We start from the raw sequence: 17,816 nt of genomic DNA, 5'->3' as shown, positions 1-17,816 counted from the left end.
CGGACTAGAGAACGTAGCTGATCGGCGCTTGCGTTTGCGGGTGGGGGAAAATCCCCATGCGTACCCCGTAAATGGCGTCGAGGCGGTCGGCGGTAATCAAGGCCTCGGTTTCGTCATGCGCCACGAGCCGGCCGCCGGCAAGGGCGATCAGCCGGTCGCAATAGCGTGCCGCCATGTTGATATCATGAAGGACAATGAGAACAGTCTTGTTGTGCTCATGCGCCAGCATCCGGATGAGTTCCATCACTTCGATCTGGTGGCTGATATCAAGCGCCGATATCGGCTCATCCAGCAAGAGGCATTCAGTATCCTGCGCGATCAGCATGGCAATAAAGGCACGCTGGCGCTCGCCGCCTGACAGCGTATCGACGACGCGATCCGCCATTTCGGTCATTGATGTCAACGCCAGCGCGTCAGCAACCTTGAGTCTGTCCGTGGCAGAAAATCGTCCCAACGCGCCGTGCCAGGGATAGCGACCGAGGGCGACCACCTCCCGGACGGTCATGCCGTCGGTATCGGGGGTTTGCTGCGGCAAATAGGCTACCCTGCGCGAGTAGTCCTTTGTCCGGAAGGAAGCCAAGTCCTTTCCTGCAAATTCAATCCGACCCGCCGTCGGCAACTGAAAACGCGCCATGATCTTCAGAAGCGTCGACTTTCCCGAACCATTGTGTCCCAGAATGCCGACAACTTCACCGCTTGGAACGTCCAGCGTTAACGGCTGCAAGAGGGCCCTGCCATCGACTTCGAAGCCAATGCCCTCAAGTGAGAAGGAAGTTCCAGCCATCGCTTGCATCCAATCAGAACTTCGCTGAGAGCGTGGCCTTGATGGCACGCCCCTCGCCGTAGATGCACATCGGATTACCGACATCGTCGCTGGCACAGGTTGAATAGTATTCCTTGTCAAAGAGGTTGCTTGCCTTGAGCGAGCCCTTCCAGCCGTTCTTTTCGTAGCTGATCAACGCGTCGACCAGCGTGTAACTGTCCACCTTGATAAGGTTGGCATTGTCGCCGTAGGTACTGCCGACATAGCGGACGCCCGAGCCAATGTTCAGCCCCTCCAGCGGTCCCGTTTCGAATGTGTATTTGGCCCAGAGCGCCGCCTGGTGCTCGGGCACTAGTGCCGGGCGATTGCCCACTTCACCGTCGACATTGCTCGAAGTGATCTCGGCATCGAGATAGGTATAGCTGCCGATAAGGCTGACGCCGTGGAACAGGTTGACAACGGATTCAAGCTCGAAGCCGCGGTGGCGCACTTCGCCGGTCTGAACCTGGAAAGTCGGATCTTCCGGATCGGGCGTCAGCACGTTGGACTTGGTGATCTCGAAGACCGACCCAGTGACCGTTCCCGGGAAATAATCCGGTTCATATTTGACACCGGCCTCGTACTGCTTGCCTTCCGAAGGCGCGAAAGTCTGGCCTGTTGAACTCTGGCCAATCACTGGGCTGAAAGATTCCGTATAGCTTATGTAGGGCGTCAGGCCATTATCGAAGAGGTAGCCGAGACCAGCCTTTCCGGTAAAGGCGTCGTCGTCCTGCGTATCAGTGACGTCGCTCAACCGGTCAAAATTCTTGTTCGTCACCCAGGATTGGCGACCGCCAAGCGTCAGGAGCCAATGATCGTCGACTTTCGTCTGGGTCTGGGCGTAAAGGCCCATCTGATCGACCGTCTGCTTGCGGTCGACGTATATCGCCGGCGATTCAATATCGAGATCGTAGATGGGGGCGTTGATGTCCAGAGTAGGTCCCGCATCATAGCCGTTCGCGCCGTCTACGGTCTGGCGCGTATAGTCGAGCCCCATCAACAGTGTGTTCTTGATGCGCGCGCTCTCGTAGTCATACTCGACGTTGTTGTCGACACTGAAGATCGTTGCCGTTTCATCAACGGTAAAAAGCGTCCGATTCATCGTCGTATCGTCGGCCATGCTTGAATAGTAGAGATGCCGGTAATCGGTATCCTGGGACGAGTAGCGAAGGTTCTGCCGCACTTTCCACGCTTCGTTGAAGCTATGTTCGAACAAATAGCCGATCGCTCCGTGATTGGCATCGAAATCGTTGAATCCGGGTTGGGCCGCGGTAAAGCTGCGCGAGAATTTGGGGAGATTCGGAAATGCGGGATTGGCAACCGGGAGGAAGCTGTTCGGCGTGAGGTTGTCCCACTGGTAGTTGGCAAGAATGGTCAGCGATGTGTCGGCGCTTGGCGACCAGGTAATGGCCGGGGCGATGTATACGCGATCATTCTGCGAAAAATCCGTCTCCAACGCGCCGTCGCGAAGGAGTCCCGTCAGGCGGTAACTCCATACCCCCTCCTTGTCGAGAGCTCCCCCGGCGTCGATCCCGACCTCATATGTATTGAATGAACCGTAGCCGGCGTAGGCGCTATAGAAAGGATCTGTGGTGGGCTTTTTCGTCACCAGGTTGACGAGGCCGGCAACGTCATTTTCCCCGTAGAGAACCGACGACGGACCCTTGAGAACTTCGACGCGCTCCATGCCATAAGGCTCCGACTTGAACCCGGAGAAGTCGATGGCTTTCTGCGGCAGGCCGTCGCGGAATACGGCATAAGTACCCACATCGAAGCCGCGGATCAGAAATTGGTCGAAGCGCTCGTCAACGCCCCAGGGGGATGCCGTCACGCCCGACGTGTAAGCGATTGCATCTTCGACGCGATCGCTAATGCGGTCATCCATCTGCTCGCGGGTGACAACGGATATCGACTGCGGTATTTCCCGTATTGGCGTATCGGTTTTTGAGCCAGTGAACGTGTTTTTCGCAATGTAGCCCTTGTCCGGGCCGACGGGGCTAGTGTCGCCATCAATGACGATCGTATTCAGCTGGATGTTGCCGGTGCCAGCTTCCTGCGCGATGGCGGAACCTGAGATCATCAAACCGACAATGGATATTGAGAGCAACTGACGCGTGCAGCGCTTACACCGCACTGAATTGACAGCCCACAAACCCGTCCTGCAACCTCGCATGTCCACCCCCGTAATACATTGACACTGCTTGAGAAATTATATGAGTTATGTACTCATGTTCAAACATGACTACATTTGTCATGTTAATGAAGTCAAGACGGGATCGCCAAAACGCAGAGTTTTTTCCTGCACCTTGTAGTTGAACCAAATGGTGTGGCGCAAATGCTACAACCGCGCCTGTTGAAGCGCCTGTTCAATATCGGCCCAGATCACGTCTGCATCCTCGAGGCCAACAGCAAAGCGAATGGTCTGCGGATTGACACCGAAGCGGACGAACGAGGTCATTCGATCCGCTATCTGCAGCGCCGCTTTGGCCGGTACGACCAGGGTCTCCGGGCCGCCCCAACTGACACCGAGCCGGATGTGACGGAGCGAATTGACGAATCGCGCGACGTCGATATCCGGATTGAGGTCGAAGGCGAAAAGGCCGGAAAAGCCCGTCAGCGTCTTTCTGCCGTGATGATCGGAAAATGCCGGATGCCGAACGAGCGCGATATCCGCATGCTGCTGCAGATGCTTTGCGAGTACCAGCCCGTTATGCTGGTGCTCCTTCAGGCGAACCTTCAGCGTGCGCATGCCGCGCAGGAGCAGCCATGCCTCAAATGGCGAGAGCTTGGCTCCGACATAGGGGTAGGTTGAACTGTTGATCCTGGCGATCAGATCACGCGGACCTACGACCACGCCCGCCACGGTATCGCTGTGGCCGCCGAGATATTTGGACGCAGCGTGAATGACGATATCGACGCCGTGCTGGATCGGCTTTTGAAAGAGCGGCGTCGCCCAGGAATTGTCGATGACTGTCGTCACGCCATATTCCTTCGCCATCGAAGCCAGCGCCTCGATATCCTGGAGCTCGAAAACCATCGAGGTCGGGTTTTCGAGATAGAGAAGTCTTGCGCCGGGCAGTGCCGCCCTCACCTCGTCATGGTTGGATGGATCGACGAAATCCACCGCCACACCAAAACGGGCGAGCAGCTTCACGAACAGGCGGTAAATGTCGTTATAGAGGTGCTGCACGGCAACGATCCGGTCCCCGGCTTCAACAAGGCTGAGGATCGTTGCCGTTATGGCCGCCGTGCCGCTAGAGAAGCCGCGCCCGTCTTCGGCGCCCTCAAGCCGCGCCGTCAATAGTTCGAATTCGCGTACGGTCGGATTATCGCCGCGCGAGTAGATGTAGTTGCGCGACCGGCCGGCAAAGACATCTTCCATCGCTTCATAGCTGTCGTAGGTAAACAGCGAGGTTTGGAAAATCGGCGGAGAAACCGCATTGAACGCTGCCTCGTCGACCGGCGAGAATAAATCGTCCGTCATGGCGAGATCGAATTCTTGGGGTGGCATGGTTTTGTTCATGATGCCCTCTCAGACACGGTTCGGTTGAAAACTGGAACTGGCAAGCGACCGCGGAGCTGGCGCTGAACCCCAACGAAAATGACCGTTGACAGGATTGTCGTAAGCGCCGGGGCAAGAAACAGGCTGGCGAGAACTCCATCAAAACCAAGAAGCCGCGGCAGGACAAGCAAGGGCGGCAAAAGCAGCAGTCCGTTTTGCGCCGCGCTGACGAAGGCTGCTAGACGCGCCCTCTCCTGCGCTTGCAGCAGGACAACGAGAATCTGCCGCAATCCGAAGAAGATGAAGGGAATGTGGGTGAAGACAATCGTGATCGCCGCAACATCGGCAATTTCGGCATCGTTTGTGAAGATCGCTCCGATCGGATAGCGCAAGATGACGGCGCTGATCCCGTAGATTACCGCAAAACCTGACGTAAGCTTCAGCAGGATATTGACGGCCGCCACAAAACGTTTGGGATTGCGCGCACCCCAGGCGAAGCTCAATACCGCCTGACCACCAAGCGATAGTCCGATGACGGGCAGCATACCAAGGGTCAGAATTCGCATGGCGATGCCGATACCCGCAATACCGATGTCGCCTCGATAAAGACCGGCAAAGGCAAACAAAACCGCGAAGCTAATGCTGCTCAGCATGCTCGTCACGGTTGTCGGCAGGCCGATCATCAGCACTGGTTTGAGCACGGCAACGCGGATTGCGGCAAATCGCGCGGCGAGATGCAGCGTGCCAAGCCGCCTGTGGAAATAGATGAAGTAGGCGGCAAGCGCTGCCATTTGCGAGAGCATCGTCGCAACCGCAGCACCGGCCAGGCCGAAGCCGAACCAGAAAATCATAATGGGGTCGAGGATGATGTTGAGTGCGAAGCAACCGATCAGCGTCCACATGCTGAACCGCGTATTTCCCTCCGATATCGCGATGAAGTCCGAAAGGATTTGCAGCATTGTCAGCGTCACCGAGAACGCCACGATCGACAGATAGTGTTCGGCGAGCGGCAGGACGACCTCGCTGGCGCCAAACAGGACGAGCAATTCGCGTTTGAACAGGAGAATTCCGCCCGTCATGACAAGGCCGAGCGGTATCGCCAGAACGACGAAGGTCGAAGCTATGACATTGGCTCGCTCAGGTTGACCTGAGCCGAGTGCGCGGCCAACGGCGGTGGCGACGCCGACGCCGAGACCCTCCCCTATCGCGCCAATCATCATCAGGATCGGAAGAACGACTGTAATTGCCGCGATTTCCTGGCTGCCGATCATGCCGACGAAGACCATGTTGATCGTATGATGCACCGCATTGATCGAAAGACCCGCGACGGCCGGCAGACCAAGGCGGAAGATCAAACGAGCCAACGCGGGATCGTTGAGGTCTTCGGGGGCAAAATAAGCCCGCTTCGATTTCATGCTCATGCGGCGGGCACCCAAAGGTGATCGCCAAAAAAGCGTTCGCGCGCCAGCATCACCAGCATCGCCCGCTTGTGCGGAAAATCGAAATGCTTGACCTTGGCGAAACCGGAGCGGTCGAGATTGCGGATTTGCTGTTCGTGGCTTGCGCGCGGTTCACCGACGATGCGCTGCGTGCGCGGATCGTCGAGAAAGATGAAATGCATCAGTGACGGGAGCCATGCCTTGAGCCACTGCTTGCCCCGATAGGCCGGTTCGCCGACTGCCACATGCCAGCCGCGATCGTAATCCTCAGCGTCGTAATAGGGTCCAAGGCGGTTCTCCTTGGCCCAGTAGACTTCGAAATAGCCGAAGGGCACACCGTTGAAGCAACCGATCAGCGCCAGCGTGTGCGGATCTGCAAGACGTTCCCTGAGGATACTGCGGTGCTTCTCGCGATCGCCGCCGTCCTCCCAAATTACGTTGACCTGCTCGTCGTTCATCCAACGATGAAAATATTCAAGGTCCGACTCTGGATCGGCGGCGCGAAAAGAAAGGGTTTCCCCAAGCCATGGAATGAACCTCTCGTAAACAACGCCGGTCGGCTTTGCGGCGCGCTTCGGATGGTATTGACCATTGCTCATGACATGAAGCTGCGGATGAGGGTAGGCGGGCTGCTTGATCCATGCAAAAGGCCATTGCCAGAAGGTCCTGGGATCAACCATCACACAGCCGTCCACGAGCGACCCAAGGGGAAAATCGGATGAAGGAACGTTGTCAATTTCGATGGCGCAAAAGTCTCGTGACTGCGCAGTCAGGAATTCGATTGCCGCCGAGGCGAGCGGTATCACTTCAGCTGTTGGAATGTAGGGCAGGCGCAGTCGTGAATGGCGGGGCGTAACTGCGTCGACGGAAATGCCAAACCTGTCCGTTTGCGTCGCAATCTCCAGTCGGCCCGCTTGTTTTTGCGCACCGTCTCTCAAGTATGGAGCACCGGAGGCGGGCAAGCTTACGATGTGACTTTGGGCAAGAGTGGACATGAGCGTCATTTAAAGGGCTCCGCAGCTTGAGCGCTGGACACGGTTTTGAAGGTTTTGCTGAAGAGACGGATTATGCCCGCATCGATTTAGAAGAACTTTTGAAAAAATTTTCTCTGCTTTCGCTTAAATCGTCGCGTGACGCTTCCGTCTCTTGGGCATGTTGTCTTGTTTCAAGGAGCCTTCAAATGTGCGCCCCAGAGATTTTGCCAAAGAGTTGGAGTGTCGTTCGCGACACGGAAGATCGCTATTCGGTGTGGCCCGATGACAAGGCCGTGCCGGTCGGCTGGACGAAAGAGCCAATCAGCGGCACCCGAGATGCCTGTCTTCAGATGATCAGGGAAATCTGGAGCGATCCACGGCCCCTTGCGCTGCGCCGTGCCATGGCCTGAACCCCACCTTTTGATGTCAACTAGGATCAGCCAAACCATGAACCAGCAATTCTCGCTTGCCGCAGGGAATGATTCCGGCGCTCTTCAGGGCACGGAAAGCTTTCCGCTGACTTTGGCACAAAAGCGCATCTGGTCTCTCGAGCAGATCGGCAACAGCACGGTTTTTCCGCTGCAGGTGCTCTCGTTACATTGGACCGTGGCGGTTACGCCCGATGTTTTGCAGCAGGCATTCTTACAACTCGTGGAACGCCGTGTTGCCTTGCGTACCCGCTTCCAGCGCTTTGCAGGGGGGCGAATCGAGCAATATTCAATCGTTGGCGGTACACCTTCGATCGAAATGCTCGGAAGCGACAGCCATCCGTTGACCGCTGCCGAAGCCAACGAGCAGCGGCACGAGTTCGTTTCCCGCCCGTTTGATCTACTCAAGGATATTTCGAGCCGTTGTCAGCTGATCGTCACCGGTGCCGGCGTGATCTGGACCGTCGTCGTGCATCCGATCACCTGCGACGCGGCCGGGCTTGCCGGGCTGCAGCGAGAGCTGATTGCCCTTGTGGAAGGCAGGCCGCTTGTCAACGGTGACGACGAGAGCTTGCAGCGCGGGGGGCGCGAGGAAGCGTTTCTTGAAAGCGACGTCTTTAGTCAATCGCTCGACTATTGGCTTGGCCTGATTGGTGCCGAATATAACGCAACGACATTGCCGACACGTTTCAATTCTAGTGGTTTCGCGGGAGCAAGGCGCTGCCATGTGCGGTTTCAGCTCGAAGCCTCGCTTTGGGCCGCGGTCAGGCGACATGCCGAGGCGCATGGCCTTGCCCCACGAAGCCTCCTGTCCGGCGCATTTGCTGCACTCCTTGCCCGCTATAGCGGCACCTACAATTTGCAGTTCGGATTGCTGCATGAGCGAGGCAACGCAGGTGCAAACGGTGCCGCGATTTGCCGTGGCGAACAAATTGTGCCGCTGAAGCTTGAACTGACGTCGGCTGCAAGACTTCTCGATCTTGCCCGGGCTGTGGCCAGCGCCGAGGCGGCAGGCACAGACAATCTCATCCCGTATGAGCGGCTGATCGCCGAGATTCAGACGCACAAGGAACGCGAGCAGGATGCCATCGTAAAATCGCTGTTTGAATTCCGTCCTGCCCGTGCACAATCGGACCACCTTGCGCACGCGCTTGATGAACTTGCACCACGATCCGACGTGGAGCTGGCGCTGGTTATCACACCCAACCGGTCAGGCGGACTCGACGCGCTTATTGATTGTGCCGACGATATCTACGAACCGGCTATGATCGAACGTGCCGGGGTGCATTTTGGGCGGGTGCTAGAACAGGCGGTCAAAAACAACCGGGGGCGTGTCAAGGACATCGAACTCGTTTCGGAAGATGAACGCGACCTTCTCTCCGCACCCTATGAAGACAACGAGATCAACGACGACCGTCCCGTACATGAACATATCGCGGCGCATGCGCTGCGGACGCCCGACAAGACGGCGATAATCTATGCAGACGAGATGTGGAGCCATGGCCGCCTCGACCAGAGCGCCAATCGGCTGGCCCACCGGCTGGTTAAGCTCGGCGTCGGCGCCGAAGTCAGCGTCGCTATTGCGGTGAAGCGGTCGCCGGAGGCGATCGTCGGCATTCTGGCAACCCTCAAGGCTGGTGGCGCCTACATTCCCGTCGAGCCCGACCATCCGACGACGCGCAACCACCATATTCTGCGCGACGGCGGGGTGAAGGTCATCCTCACGAACAGCTGGCTCTTCGACCGCATTCCCGAAGGCTTGGATGCGACTGTTCTAGAGCTCGACAAGCTCGACCTTTCCGAAGAAAGGGATACAGCGCCCAGCGTCCGTGTTCACAAGGACCAGCTGGCGTATATCATGTATACGTCGGGCTCCACTGGCCTTCCGAAGGGTGTCGCGGTCGAGCACGGCCCGCTGACCCATCACATGCAGAACACCTCGCGCGTTTATGGCATGAGCGAGAATTCGCGCGAATTGCCCTTCCTTCCCTTCAGTTCGGACGGAGGGCACGAGCGGTGGATGAACCCGCTGATGGAGGGCGGCAGCATCATCCTTCCCGACCAGCCGCTGTGGACGCCGGAAGAGACGCTGACCGCCATGCGCAAGCACGGCGCCAATAACGCCAGCATTCCCACCACCTACCTGCAGCAGCTCGCCGAATGGGCCGACCTTAACGACAGCGCCCCGCCGATGCGCCTCTATTCCTTCGGCGGCGAAGGCCTCGCCCAGCAGACATTCGACCTGCTTTCAACGGCACTGAAGTCGGATTGGCTGATCAATGGCTACGGTCCGACCGAGACGATCATGACGCCAATGGTCTGGAAGGTGAAAGCGGGGCAGAAATTCGAAGGAACCTATGCTCCGATCGGCCGCGCCGTCGGCAATCGCCGCGTCTATGTGCTCGATCCCGATCTCAATCCCTGTCCGATCGGGGTGACTGGGGAACTCTACATTGGTGGCGAAGGCATGGCGCGCGGCTATATCGGCAAGCCCGATACGACCGCTGACCGGTTTATTCCGGACCCGTTCTCCAAGGAAGGCGGGCGGCTTTACCGCTCCGGTGACCTTGGCCGGTGGCGCGAGGACGGCACCGTTGAGTTTGTCGGCCGCGTCGATCACCAGGTCAAGCTGCGCGGTTACCGCATCGAGCTCGGCGAAATCGAAGCGGCTCTGTTGCAGCAGAAGGGTGTTGGCGAGGCCCTTGTCGTCCTGCGCGATGATGAGGCTACGGGGCAAAAGATGCTCGTCGCTTACGCCGTACCGAAGCAGGGATATCAGCTCGACGTAGCGACAATCCACGCCGCACTCGAACGGGCTTTGCCGGCCTACATGGTTCCATCGGCGATCGTTCCCTTGAAAAGCTTGCCGATCAACCCCAACAGCAAGCTCGATCGTTTCGCCTTGCCGACCCCAACGCCCATGAAACGTACGATCATTGAGCCAGAAAACGCCAGTGAGGCGGAAGTGCTGGCGATCTGGCAGCAGATTCTCAATCTTGGCGAGATCAGCGTTGACGACAATTTCTTTGCAATCGGCGGCAATTCGCTGGGCGCGATCCGCATCCTCTCGGCGCTGCGCCAGCAAAAGCCGCAAAACCGCACGACCATTGCAGATCTCTTCAACAACCCGACCGTGCGCAGTTTTGCCAAGGTCATCGAAGCGGGCAACGAACAGGCCGGCAGCGAAGTCATCGTGCTGCGGGCCTCGGGCACCAAGCCTATGCTCTATTGCTTCCCCGGCCTGCTTGTGAGCACGCGCGAGTATGTCAAGCTCGTCGATTATCTCGGGGTCGACCAGCCGGCGACCGGTTTCATCTGTTACTCCCTCTCCGAGCAGAAGCAGATCGGCGCATCTGTCGATGAGATCATCGAGGGTTATGTCGATTACATCCGCAGCCACAGCAAGGGTCAGCCTTGCTATTTCCTTGGCTGGTCCTGGGGCGGGCTGCTTGCCTACGAGGCGGCGCGCCGCCTTGGCGACGAGATTGATCTGCGCTTGATCACCATGGTTGACGTCTGTGATCTTGGTACGGAATTCGCCATCGGCGCGGCGTCGCGCTTTAAACCCGGCGAACGGGACAAGTTGCACGCCATGGTTCAGGAATGGCTGTCACGTACGGCCATGCGCGCCGAATGGGACCGCCTGCTCCGGGTGATGGACAAGGATACCTATGACCAGTTTCTGCGCTTCGTCGGCGACGAAAAGGAAGAACTTCCGACCGATGGGCCCGACATCAGCAGCCGCGAACACACATTCTGGATCCTCATCGACAACGCGCTGATTTTCAGGCGCCATCAATTGCAGCCACACGACGTGCCGATCCACTCATGGGCCGCCGACGACAGTCTAAACCGCGGTCTCAATCTCATCGACTGGCGCCGCTACTCGCCGCGCGCAAATCCAGCGGAGATCATTTCGGGCACCAACCATCTGCATGTGATCGGTTCGCAGGCATTTCATAGTCGGTTGGCGCACCGCCTGGAGGAAGCGCTCTGACATTTGTGAGTGGTACAGCGACCCACGGAAAGGAATTCTGATGACCGCAATATTTGCAAGCAATAACCGCACAACCCATGCCGGCGAGGTTCTCGATCTGGCGGGCATCGGTATTGGACCATCGAACCTCAGTCTCGCATCACTTCTCGACAGCATTACGAACGTCCGGGCCCGCTTCTATGAGAGCCGCCCGCAATTCGATTGGCATCCGGGCATGATGTTGCCCGATGTCGAGCTCCAGTCGTCCTATCTGAAAGACCTGGTCACGCCGGTCATGCCGACGAGTCGCTGGTCCTTCATTGCCTATCTTGTGGCACAGAAGCGGCTCTACGCGTTCTTGAATGCCCAGTATGAGGCGGTGCCTCGCCGGGAATTCGCGCAATATCTTGCATGGGTAGCAAGCCAGCTAAAGAGCCTTTCTTTCGATAGCACGGTACGTGAGGTAGATCTTGAGAAGGATCGGTTCATTCTTCGTTTCGACCACGGCGCCGCGACGGCGAAGAACATCGTGGTCGGTACCGGAATGACACCCTTTGTACCCTCTTGGGCCGTGTCGTTCCTCGGCGATCGATGCTTCCATAATTCCGAGGCCAGATGGCGCCTCCCCGCTCTCAATGCTCCCCGCATCGCAGTCATTGGCGGTGGACAAAGCGGCGGCGAGGTGGTGGAAGCCCTCCTCAATTCGAAATCGACACTTAAGGAGTTGAATTGGTTCAGCCGCCGGCACAATTTCGAGCCAATCAACGATACGGCTTTTTCCAACCAGGTGTTTTCGCCGGAATATGTCTACGCTTACCTCAATCTCAACAGCGACCAGAAACTTGAAGCGTTAAAGGCATCGATCCTGACCAGCGATGGATTGTCGATATCTACGATCAACTCCATATATCGCCGGCTCTACAGCCTGCGCTATCTTGAGAACCATACGATCGATGCGAAGCTTTCACCCAACCGCGACGTCATTCAGGTCGAGACCGACAAGGACGGCTATCGCCTGATTGTCCGCAACCGTTTCGATGGTGGGGTCGAGGTGGTCCATGCGGACGCCATTGTGCTTGCGACCGGCTATCAATTCAGGCTGCCGGACGCGTTTGCGAAACTCCAGGATCGCATTCAGCTTGATCGGAATAACCGTCCGGTGCTTGGGGACGATTATTGCCTGAACTGGAATGGACCAAAGCAGAACAGAATCTTTGCGCAAAATGCCGGCCGCTACAGCCATGGAATTGCCGATTCCCAATTAAGTCTCATGGCATGGCGCAGCGCCCACATCATCAATGCGCTGCTTGAAACCGATCATTTCGATCTCGAACCGCATGACTATCAGGTGAACTGGCTGTCGATGGGCCATGATGCCGTGGGACTCTCGGTGGCCGTCGATTACTGAAAATCGTCCGGATCAGGCATTACATGCTGGCGAAACAGCAACTTTGCCTGATCCGTCGCGACAGAGACTGCAACGAGGTGGCCCCTCGGTGCCAAGAACAGCCGATGTTGACACGGGGTCGCATGAATGACGTCATCGTCGACGCGGATTTCCTGGGTTTCAGGATCGAGGCGGACAGTGATCTGATCAAGCGCTTGACCCAGACCTATGCCCTTCGCTTTTAGGTAACTCTCCTTCAAGACCCAGAACGCGAGTAGTGCGGACTGGTGCGCTTCACCTCGAAGCCTCGACAAATACGACAGTTCGGCGCTTGAGCAAATCATCGAGGCTGCGGTCGCCTGGATCGTCGCTGACAGCGATTCGGCATCTATCCCTACGGTCTGGCATTTGCTGCCGATCGCAAGAACGACCAGCCCCTGCGCATTTGAAAGGTTGAAGATGACGCTTTCTTGACCGCCGACAAGGGTCGGCTTGCCGTTCACGCCGGTGGTAAAGACAAGTTCATCCGCTGGTGTTCCCGTATAGGCCGAAAGGACGCTGCGTTGCAGGCACCGGCCAGCCACGAAGCTCACCGCATCGCGCTCAAATCGAAAGGCCTCGGCGCGGTTCCGCTCATCCTGCGCGAGGCAGGACAGTGCCTTGCGCCAATTCATATGGCTGTCATAGGCCCACCACCAGATGTCGATGCTGGCCGCGTCCGTATTGATCGGGATCGCTCGGGGCAGTCCTTCCAAAGGCTCGCACGGCAGCATCAGAGCACCAGCGCTCATCCTGTCTGCGATTTGCGGATGGCGAAGGCGTGCTGGATGGCGCGATTGACGGCGACGGGAAGCAGCGACATGTGGTTTTCGCCGGGGTGAATTTCGAAGGTGACCCGGAGCGGCCGCTCTGGCAAACCGTTCAGGCGATCGCGCAATTCCATTGCAAGCACATCATTGAGGGTGACCTTTTTTTGGGCTAGACGCTCCGCCTCATCCGCCGCGCCAATCTGGAAGGGCGCCAGTTTGTCGGTCTCATACTCACCGCACGAGAGAAACAATGCGGCATTCGCATTCGTGGCGGGCGATGTCGCAAAACCCGGATAGTATTGCTCGATCACACGGTCCTCCCAATAGATCGACGGGCTTGCCGCGATCCATGTCGTAAACGCTGTCGGCCGGGTGAAGAGCGTATAGAGCACAAAAAGACCGCCGAACGAATGGCCGAACAGCGCCTGGCGGGCGCGATCGATTGGCAATGCCGCCTCGATCATCGGTTTGATCTGGTCCTCGATGAAACTGATGAACTCCTCCGCCCCGCCTGTTTTCACGGATGGGCTGCTCTCGAAGAAGGGCGGATAGGTCTTTCCGGGTGGCAGGCCAAGATCCCAGGAGCGGCGCAAGGGATCATACGCTGCGTCAACCGGATAACCGATCGTCACGATCACACCAGGTGCGACATTGGTTCCGCTCGGGTAATTTGACTGGGCTCGAATGACGTCCACCGCGGTCCCGATTACTGCATTGCCGTCAGTCATGTATATGACCGGCCAGCCTGCCGCCGGCGCTTCGCCATCAGGTTGGTGGATGAAGACCCGGTAGGTCGCTCCGTTCTGCGCTGACACGATATCGCGGAAAGTGGTCCCGCCAATCGGCGCAGCATTGCTGTTTGGAAATCCTGTCATGATCCATGGGGTTAATAAACATGATAATATCAGTCAATATTTATTTCGCTGCGGCTCTCGAACGAAAAAACCGAACTTGGTTTCACTTGTGCACCGTCGGCAAAGTCGCTCACGTGATACTGAGCAACGAGGCGAAGGTGCGAGCGGGGCAAGTATGTGCGACCCGGATCGCCGACGAGGACCTCGATGCCCGCGTCGGCGCAACGGCGGAGAAACTCGGTGACCTTTCGGGCAAGGAGTTCGTTGTAAAAAAGGTCACCTATAGCAATCAGATCAACCCGAGGTGGATCGCCGATTGTAAGGTCGGCAAGGATCGTTTTGACGCGTACACCGTTAATGCGTGCGTTGAGCTTCGTGGCGGCGATCGCGTTTGCATCGGTGTCAGCGGCAATTACCTCGCTTGCGCCAGCCTTTGCAGCGGCGATGCCGACAACGCCGGAGCCTGAACCGAGATCGAGAACGCGCATACCCCTCACGGTTTCCGGTTGGTCGAGGATGTGACGGGCAAGAACAGCCCCGCCAGCCCAATGATACGCCCAATAGGGTGGATTATCGTGCTCAGGATCGACAATCCGCCATAGGCCGCTTCCAGGATGCGCTTTGTAAAGGCTCAGTTCGGGAATGTGTGGGACCGGACGGACCTGCATATTCGCTGTAATGAATGATTTTACGTCCGTGCCGACGCTTGATTTGTTGGAGTGCAAATTCGGGTATCCTTGATCAGGATCGGCAGGTCATGGTCTGATGGATGGGGACCTGAACATGAGAGACCTTTAAGTCGCGTCATTTCTTGTTGCGGTCGTCAAACATCTTCTTGGTATCCGCCATCTGATCATCCGCAAGCCGGTCGACGCCGCTGCGCAAGAGCAATGACAGGTCGCCGTCCAACCTTTGTTTAAATCGCCCAGTGGAAGGCAACCGACGCGGCGGCGTAATCGCATTAATGGAACAGTTTGTATCCATCGAAGCGATGGCCGCGTAGGCCGGGCCAAGCGTCGCAACGTAGCGAGGCAGCGCATGCGCAAGGTCTGACTCTTGCCGTGCCACGTTGATTTTCATTTTCCCGACGATGCTCGAATAACGGGCGGAAGCCAGAAGCTGGATCGCCCGGTCGAGGGCGAACTTTGCATCTAAATAATCCTGGACTCCGAGCGCATAGGCGCCCATCGCCCGACCGCATGTTTCGCCATTAGTCGCCGGGTCGACATCAGCCCGTTGCGCAAGAGCAGGCACCGCGCCGAGCTTTATCGCGGCGACGAAACTTCCAAGAATGCACCATTTGCGCATGCCAGTCTCTTCCCATTATGGCGCCCATTCTGCCTTGCACTAAGCAAATCGCACCCGCGAGCGCTCGCGCAGTTTTTCGGCCTCCACGTCCCGGTCACGTGCCGGAGCGTGGGTATGGAGCGAGGAAAGCAGGCGACGGGCGGCCGCCGAAACCTCTGCCACGGCACGGTCAAACGCTTCGGCATTCGCCTGGGACGGTTTGTTAAACCCTGAAAGCTTACGGACGAATTGCAGCGCGGACGCATCGATTTCGTCCTGCGTTGCCGGGGGTTCGAAATTGAAGAGTGTCTTGATGTTGCGGCACATGGCTGTCTTCCTGTTCTGACAACAAAAGATAAGTCGGCCTAACCGAACCAGATACCACAAATGGCGGCGAAGTGGAATCGAAGCGTGGTTGTCGGTATAACGCTAGGACGATTGTGCCGGTCGAAGAAACCGCTCAAGCCGCACCACTCCAGTGCCGCCATTGAACAAACGCATCTCCGAGGAAATACGGCCCGAAGGTCCAGACGCCCGCCCAGAGGAGGCCGCCCAGCGCATTGGCAATGAAAAAGCGCTCGAAATGCATTCCTACGGAGCCCGCGATAAGGCCGTTCAATTGCCTGAGCACGACGACGAAGCGCGCTCCAAAAACAATGATCGGACCACGCTTCGCAAAGAGTTCCTCCAATGTCCGTTGCCGCTCCGGCGTCAGGCGGACGATCCAGCCGTATCGGTGAAGTAACGGACGCCCACCGAAATGTCCAATGGCGTAGCCCGTGCTATCACCAATGACGGCTGCAACCCATACGGCCAGGAAGAGTTCCATGATGGCAAAATCGCCGTGAGTTGCGAGGAGCGCTGCCGCTACAAGCCCACTTTCTCCGGGCAGCGGGGCGCCCAGCGATTCCAGATAGACGACGACGAAGATGGCGTAGAGGCCATACTGACGTATGTACGGCTCGATGAACGATGTTCCATCGGTAAGCAATTGCAAGAGGGTTGCATCCTGTTCGGCATCTTTCAGCAGGTCACCCTAGCCATTCGCGATGCGAATGGAAAGATTGTCGAACCTGCGGTGATCGCCTATTTGTGCAGCATTCCGGCCTGCGATGATCCGGTTAGTACCACACCGGGTTTATCGACCGGAGGAGCGAATTCCGGCTCGCTTAGTTCATTGATGCAGGGCGTACTGACCTTCGCATTGGGATTGCTGAGGAAGTCGGCGACGACCTCGCCACCGCACTCGGTCGTATCAAGCACATCGTGACCGACGCCGCGGAACAGTACCAATTGACTGTGACCCGTTGCCATGACGACACGCTCGGCCCAACTGGTTGGCGTTGCGGGATCGTAGTCGCCGGCTAGCAGCAGAACCGGCACCCTGTTCTGTGCCAGGGACTTGTGGACCCGCGCCGGCTTGGGCTTAGGCCACAGGGGGCATGCCCAGCTATAGAAATTGTTCTGCGCCCAGCGGTCCAACAGCGGGAAGGCAGTCAGGGACGCCGCAGACGCGACGCCGTCATTGCAAACAATCGAAAGGTGCATCCCATCGGCGAACGCGTCGTCGCCATCCTGAAGACCATCGAGGCCAATCGCCTCGGCAAGTGGACCATAGTCCTGATCGGCAGTCCGCTTGATCAAATCGGGCAGGAGTTCAATCGAGTCGCGATTGTAAAACTGGCCGAAGAGGACCTCCAGAAAGTCATTGCCCGACACGCGCGTGAAAGAAGTCGGTTCACCCTCGGCCCTGAGGCGAAGAAGCACGGGCTGGGCGTCGAGTTGTTCGACAATCTCGCTGATCATCGTTTTGAGGCTCGACGTGCATTCGCGGCGCATGCCGCAATCTTTCTCGAGTTTCTTCAGGACTCCGTCGAAATTAGCAGCGTCTTGACTGACGTAGTCGACGTCGAGCGGTAGTGTGGAATCGAGGACGACTGCGACGAGGTTCTCGGGATTGTCTTCGAGCACCTGCAGGGCAAGCTTCGTCCCGTAGGAAATGCCGAAGACCACCCACCTGTCGATATTGAGAGCGATGCGCAGATCGTGAATGTCGGCTGCATTCTCGGAGGTATTATAGGCGGTCAGATCAATATGTTTGCTGATAAGGGCGTCACGGCAGGCCTTGACCTCATTCTGTTGTGCCCGGTCGAAATCGATAAATTCCTCGGGGCGGGACACTATGCCAGCCCAGACCTTTGCACTGTACTGCGCCGCGCAGCTCAATGACGGCTTCGACAGACCGACACCGCGCTGGTCGACTACGACGAGGCGCCGCCCGCGCAGCCAAGCGCCAGTATCGATGAAGCTCCACCATTCGTCGATATCGCTGCGGGTTTCGATGCGTGCCGGTTGTCC

Annotated in this window: 15 protein-coding genes; 3 read left to right on the top strand and 12 right to left on the bottom strand. The window is 57.6% G+C overall.

The window, feature by feature from the left end; translation table 11 throughout:
* Window positions 1-4: 4 nt before the first annotated feature.
* From AAAB35_RS20500 to AAAB35_RS20480, 5 genes are all read right to left on the bottom strand, one after another.
* On the bottom strand, window positions 5-784 hold the full coding sequence (locus AAAB35_RS20500) for an ATP-binding cassette domain-containing protein (RefSeq protein ID WP_340670119.1): 780 nt from the start codon (window positions 782-784) through the stop codon (window positions 5-7).
* 13 nt (window positions 785-797) lie between these two features.
* Window positions 798-2,882, bottom strand: coding sequence for a TonB-dependent siderophore receptor (locus AAAB35_RS20495; protein ID WP_340670118.1), 2,085 nt, complete (start codon window positions 2,880-2,882; stop codon window positions 798-800).
* Between the two features lie 258 nt (window positions 2,883-3,140).
* Window positions 3,141-4,325: a PLP-dependent transferase gene (locus AAAB35_RS20490; RefSeq protein WP_340670117.1), complete on the bottom strand. Its 1,185-nt coding sequence runs from the start codon at window positions 4,323-4,325 to the stop codon at window positions 3,141-3,143.
* Window positions 4,322-5,725 carry an MATE family efflux transporter gene (locus AAAB35_RS20485; protein WP_340670116.1) on the bottom strand — a complete coding sequence of 468 codons (1,404 nt, stop codon included), beginning with the start codon at window positions 5,723-5,725 and terminating at the stop codon, window positions 4,322-4,324. Before AAAB35_RS20485 ends, AAAB35_RS20490 begins: the two co-directional genes overlap by 4 nt.
* Complete coding sequence (locus AAAB35_RS20480; protein WP_340670115.1) at window positions 5,722-6,747, bottom strand: GNAT family N-acetyltransferase; 1,026 nt, start codon at window positions 6,745-6,747, stop codon at window positions 5,722-5,724. The genes AAAB35_RS20485 and AAAB35_RS20480 overlap by 4 nt, the downstream gene beginning before the upstream one ends.
* A 176-nt stretch (window positions 6,748-6,923) precedes the next feature.
* On the opposite strand from AAAB35_RS20480, the gene AAAB35_RS20475 reads away from it, so the two are divergent.
* From AAAB35_RS20475 to AAAB35_RS20465, 3 genes are read left to right on the top strand one after another with little or no spacing between them, the layout of a single operon-like run.
* Window positions 6,924-7,127: an MbtH family NRPS accessory protein gene (locus AAAB35_RS20475; RefSeq protein ID WP_340670134.1), complete on the top strand. Its 204-nt coding sequence runs from the start codon at window positions 6,924-6,926 to the stop codon at window positions 7,125-7,127.
* A 37-nt stretch (window positions 7,128-7,164) separates the two neighbouring features.
* Complete coding sequence (locus tag AAAB35_RS20470; RefSeq protein ID WP_340670114.1) at window positions 7,165-11,142, top strand: amino acid adenylation domain-containing protein; 3,978 nt, start codon at window positions 7,165-7,167, stop codon at window positions 11,140-11,142.
* A 40-nt stretch (window positions 11,143-11,182) separates the two neighbouring features.
* On the top strand, window positions 11,183-12,529 hold the full coding sequence (locus AAAB35_RS20465) for a SidA/IucD/PvdA family monooxygenase (protein ID WP_340670113.1): 1,347 nt from the start codon (window positions 11,183-11,185) through the stop codon (window positions 12,527-12,529).
* Here the strand turns inward: AAAB35_RS20465 and AAAB35_RS20460 are convergent.
* From AAAB35_RS20460 to AAAB35_RS20430, 7 genes are all read right to left on the bottom strand, one after another.
* On the bottom strand, window positions 12,523-13,299 hold the full coding sequence (locus AAAB35_RS20460; protein WP_340670112.1) for a 4'-phosphopantetheinyl transferase superfamily protein: 777 nt from the start codon (window positions 13,297-13,299) through the stop codon (window positions 12,523-12,525). The two genes, AAAB35_RS20465 and AAAB35_RS20460, sit on opposite strands and share 7 nt — an antisense overlap.
* Window positions 13,296-14,192 carry an alpha/beta hydrolase-fold protein gene (locus AAAB35_RS20455; RefSeq protein WP_340670111.1) on the bottom strand — a complete coding sequence of 299 codons (897 nt, stop codon included), beginning with the start codon at window positions 14,190-14,192 and terminating at the stop codon, window positions 13,296-13,298. Before AAAB35_RS20455 ends, AAAB35_RS20460 begins: the two co-directional genes overlap by 4 nt.
* A 29-nt stretch (window positions 14,193-14,221) precedes the next feature.
* Window positions 14,222-14,896 (bottom strand): methyltransferase, encoded by a 675-nt coding sequence (locus tag AAAB35_RS20450; RefSeq protein ID WP_340670110.1) that lies wholly within the window; start codon window positions 14,894-14,896, stop codon window positions 14,222-14,224.
* Between the two features lie 79 nt (window positions 14,897-14,975).
* On the bottom strand, window positions 14,976-15,359 hold the full coding sequence (locus AAAB35_RS20445; RefSeq protein ID WP_340670109.1) for a hypothetical protein: 384 nt from the start codon (window positions 15,357-15,359) through the stop codon (window positions 14,976-14,978).
* A 159-nt stretch (window positions 15,360-15,518) separates the two neighbouring features.
* Complete coding sequence (locus AAAB35_RS20440) at window positions 15,519-15,785, bottom strand: DUF2277 domain-containing protein (RefSeq protein ID WP_340670108.1); 267 nt, start codon at window positions 15,783-15,785, stop codon at window positions 15,519-15,521.
* A 133-nt stretch (window positions 15,786-15,918) separates the two neighbouring features.
* On the bottom strand, window positions 15,919-16,455 hold the full coding sequence (locus AAAB35_RS20435; RefSeq protein ID WP_340670107.1) for a DedA family protein: 537 nt from the start codon (window positions 16,453-16,455) through the stop codon (window positions 15,919-15,921).
* 89 nt (window positions 16,456-16,544) lie between these two features.
* Window positions 16,545-17,816: alpha/beta hydrolase (locus AAAB35_RS20430; RefSeq protein ID WP_340670106.1), on the bottom strand; the 1,272-nt coding region annotated here is incomplete at its 5' end.

The organism is Phyllobacterium sp. (assembly GCF_037994425.1).
GTDB lineage: Bacteria > Pseudomonadota > Alphaproteobacteria > Rhizobiales > Rhizobiaceae > Phyllobacterium.
The sequence above is the reverse complement of the archived record's forward strand: the minus strand, read 5'-3'. Positions and strand labels throughout refer to the sequence as shown.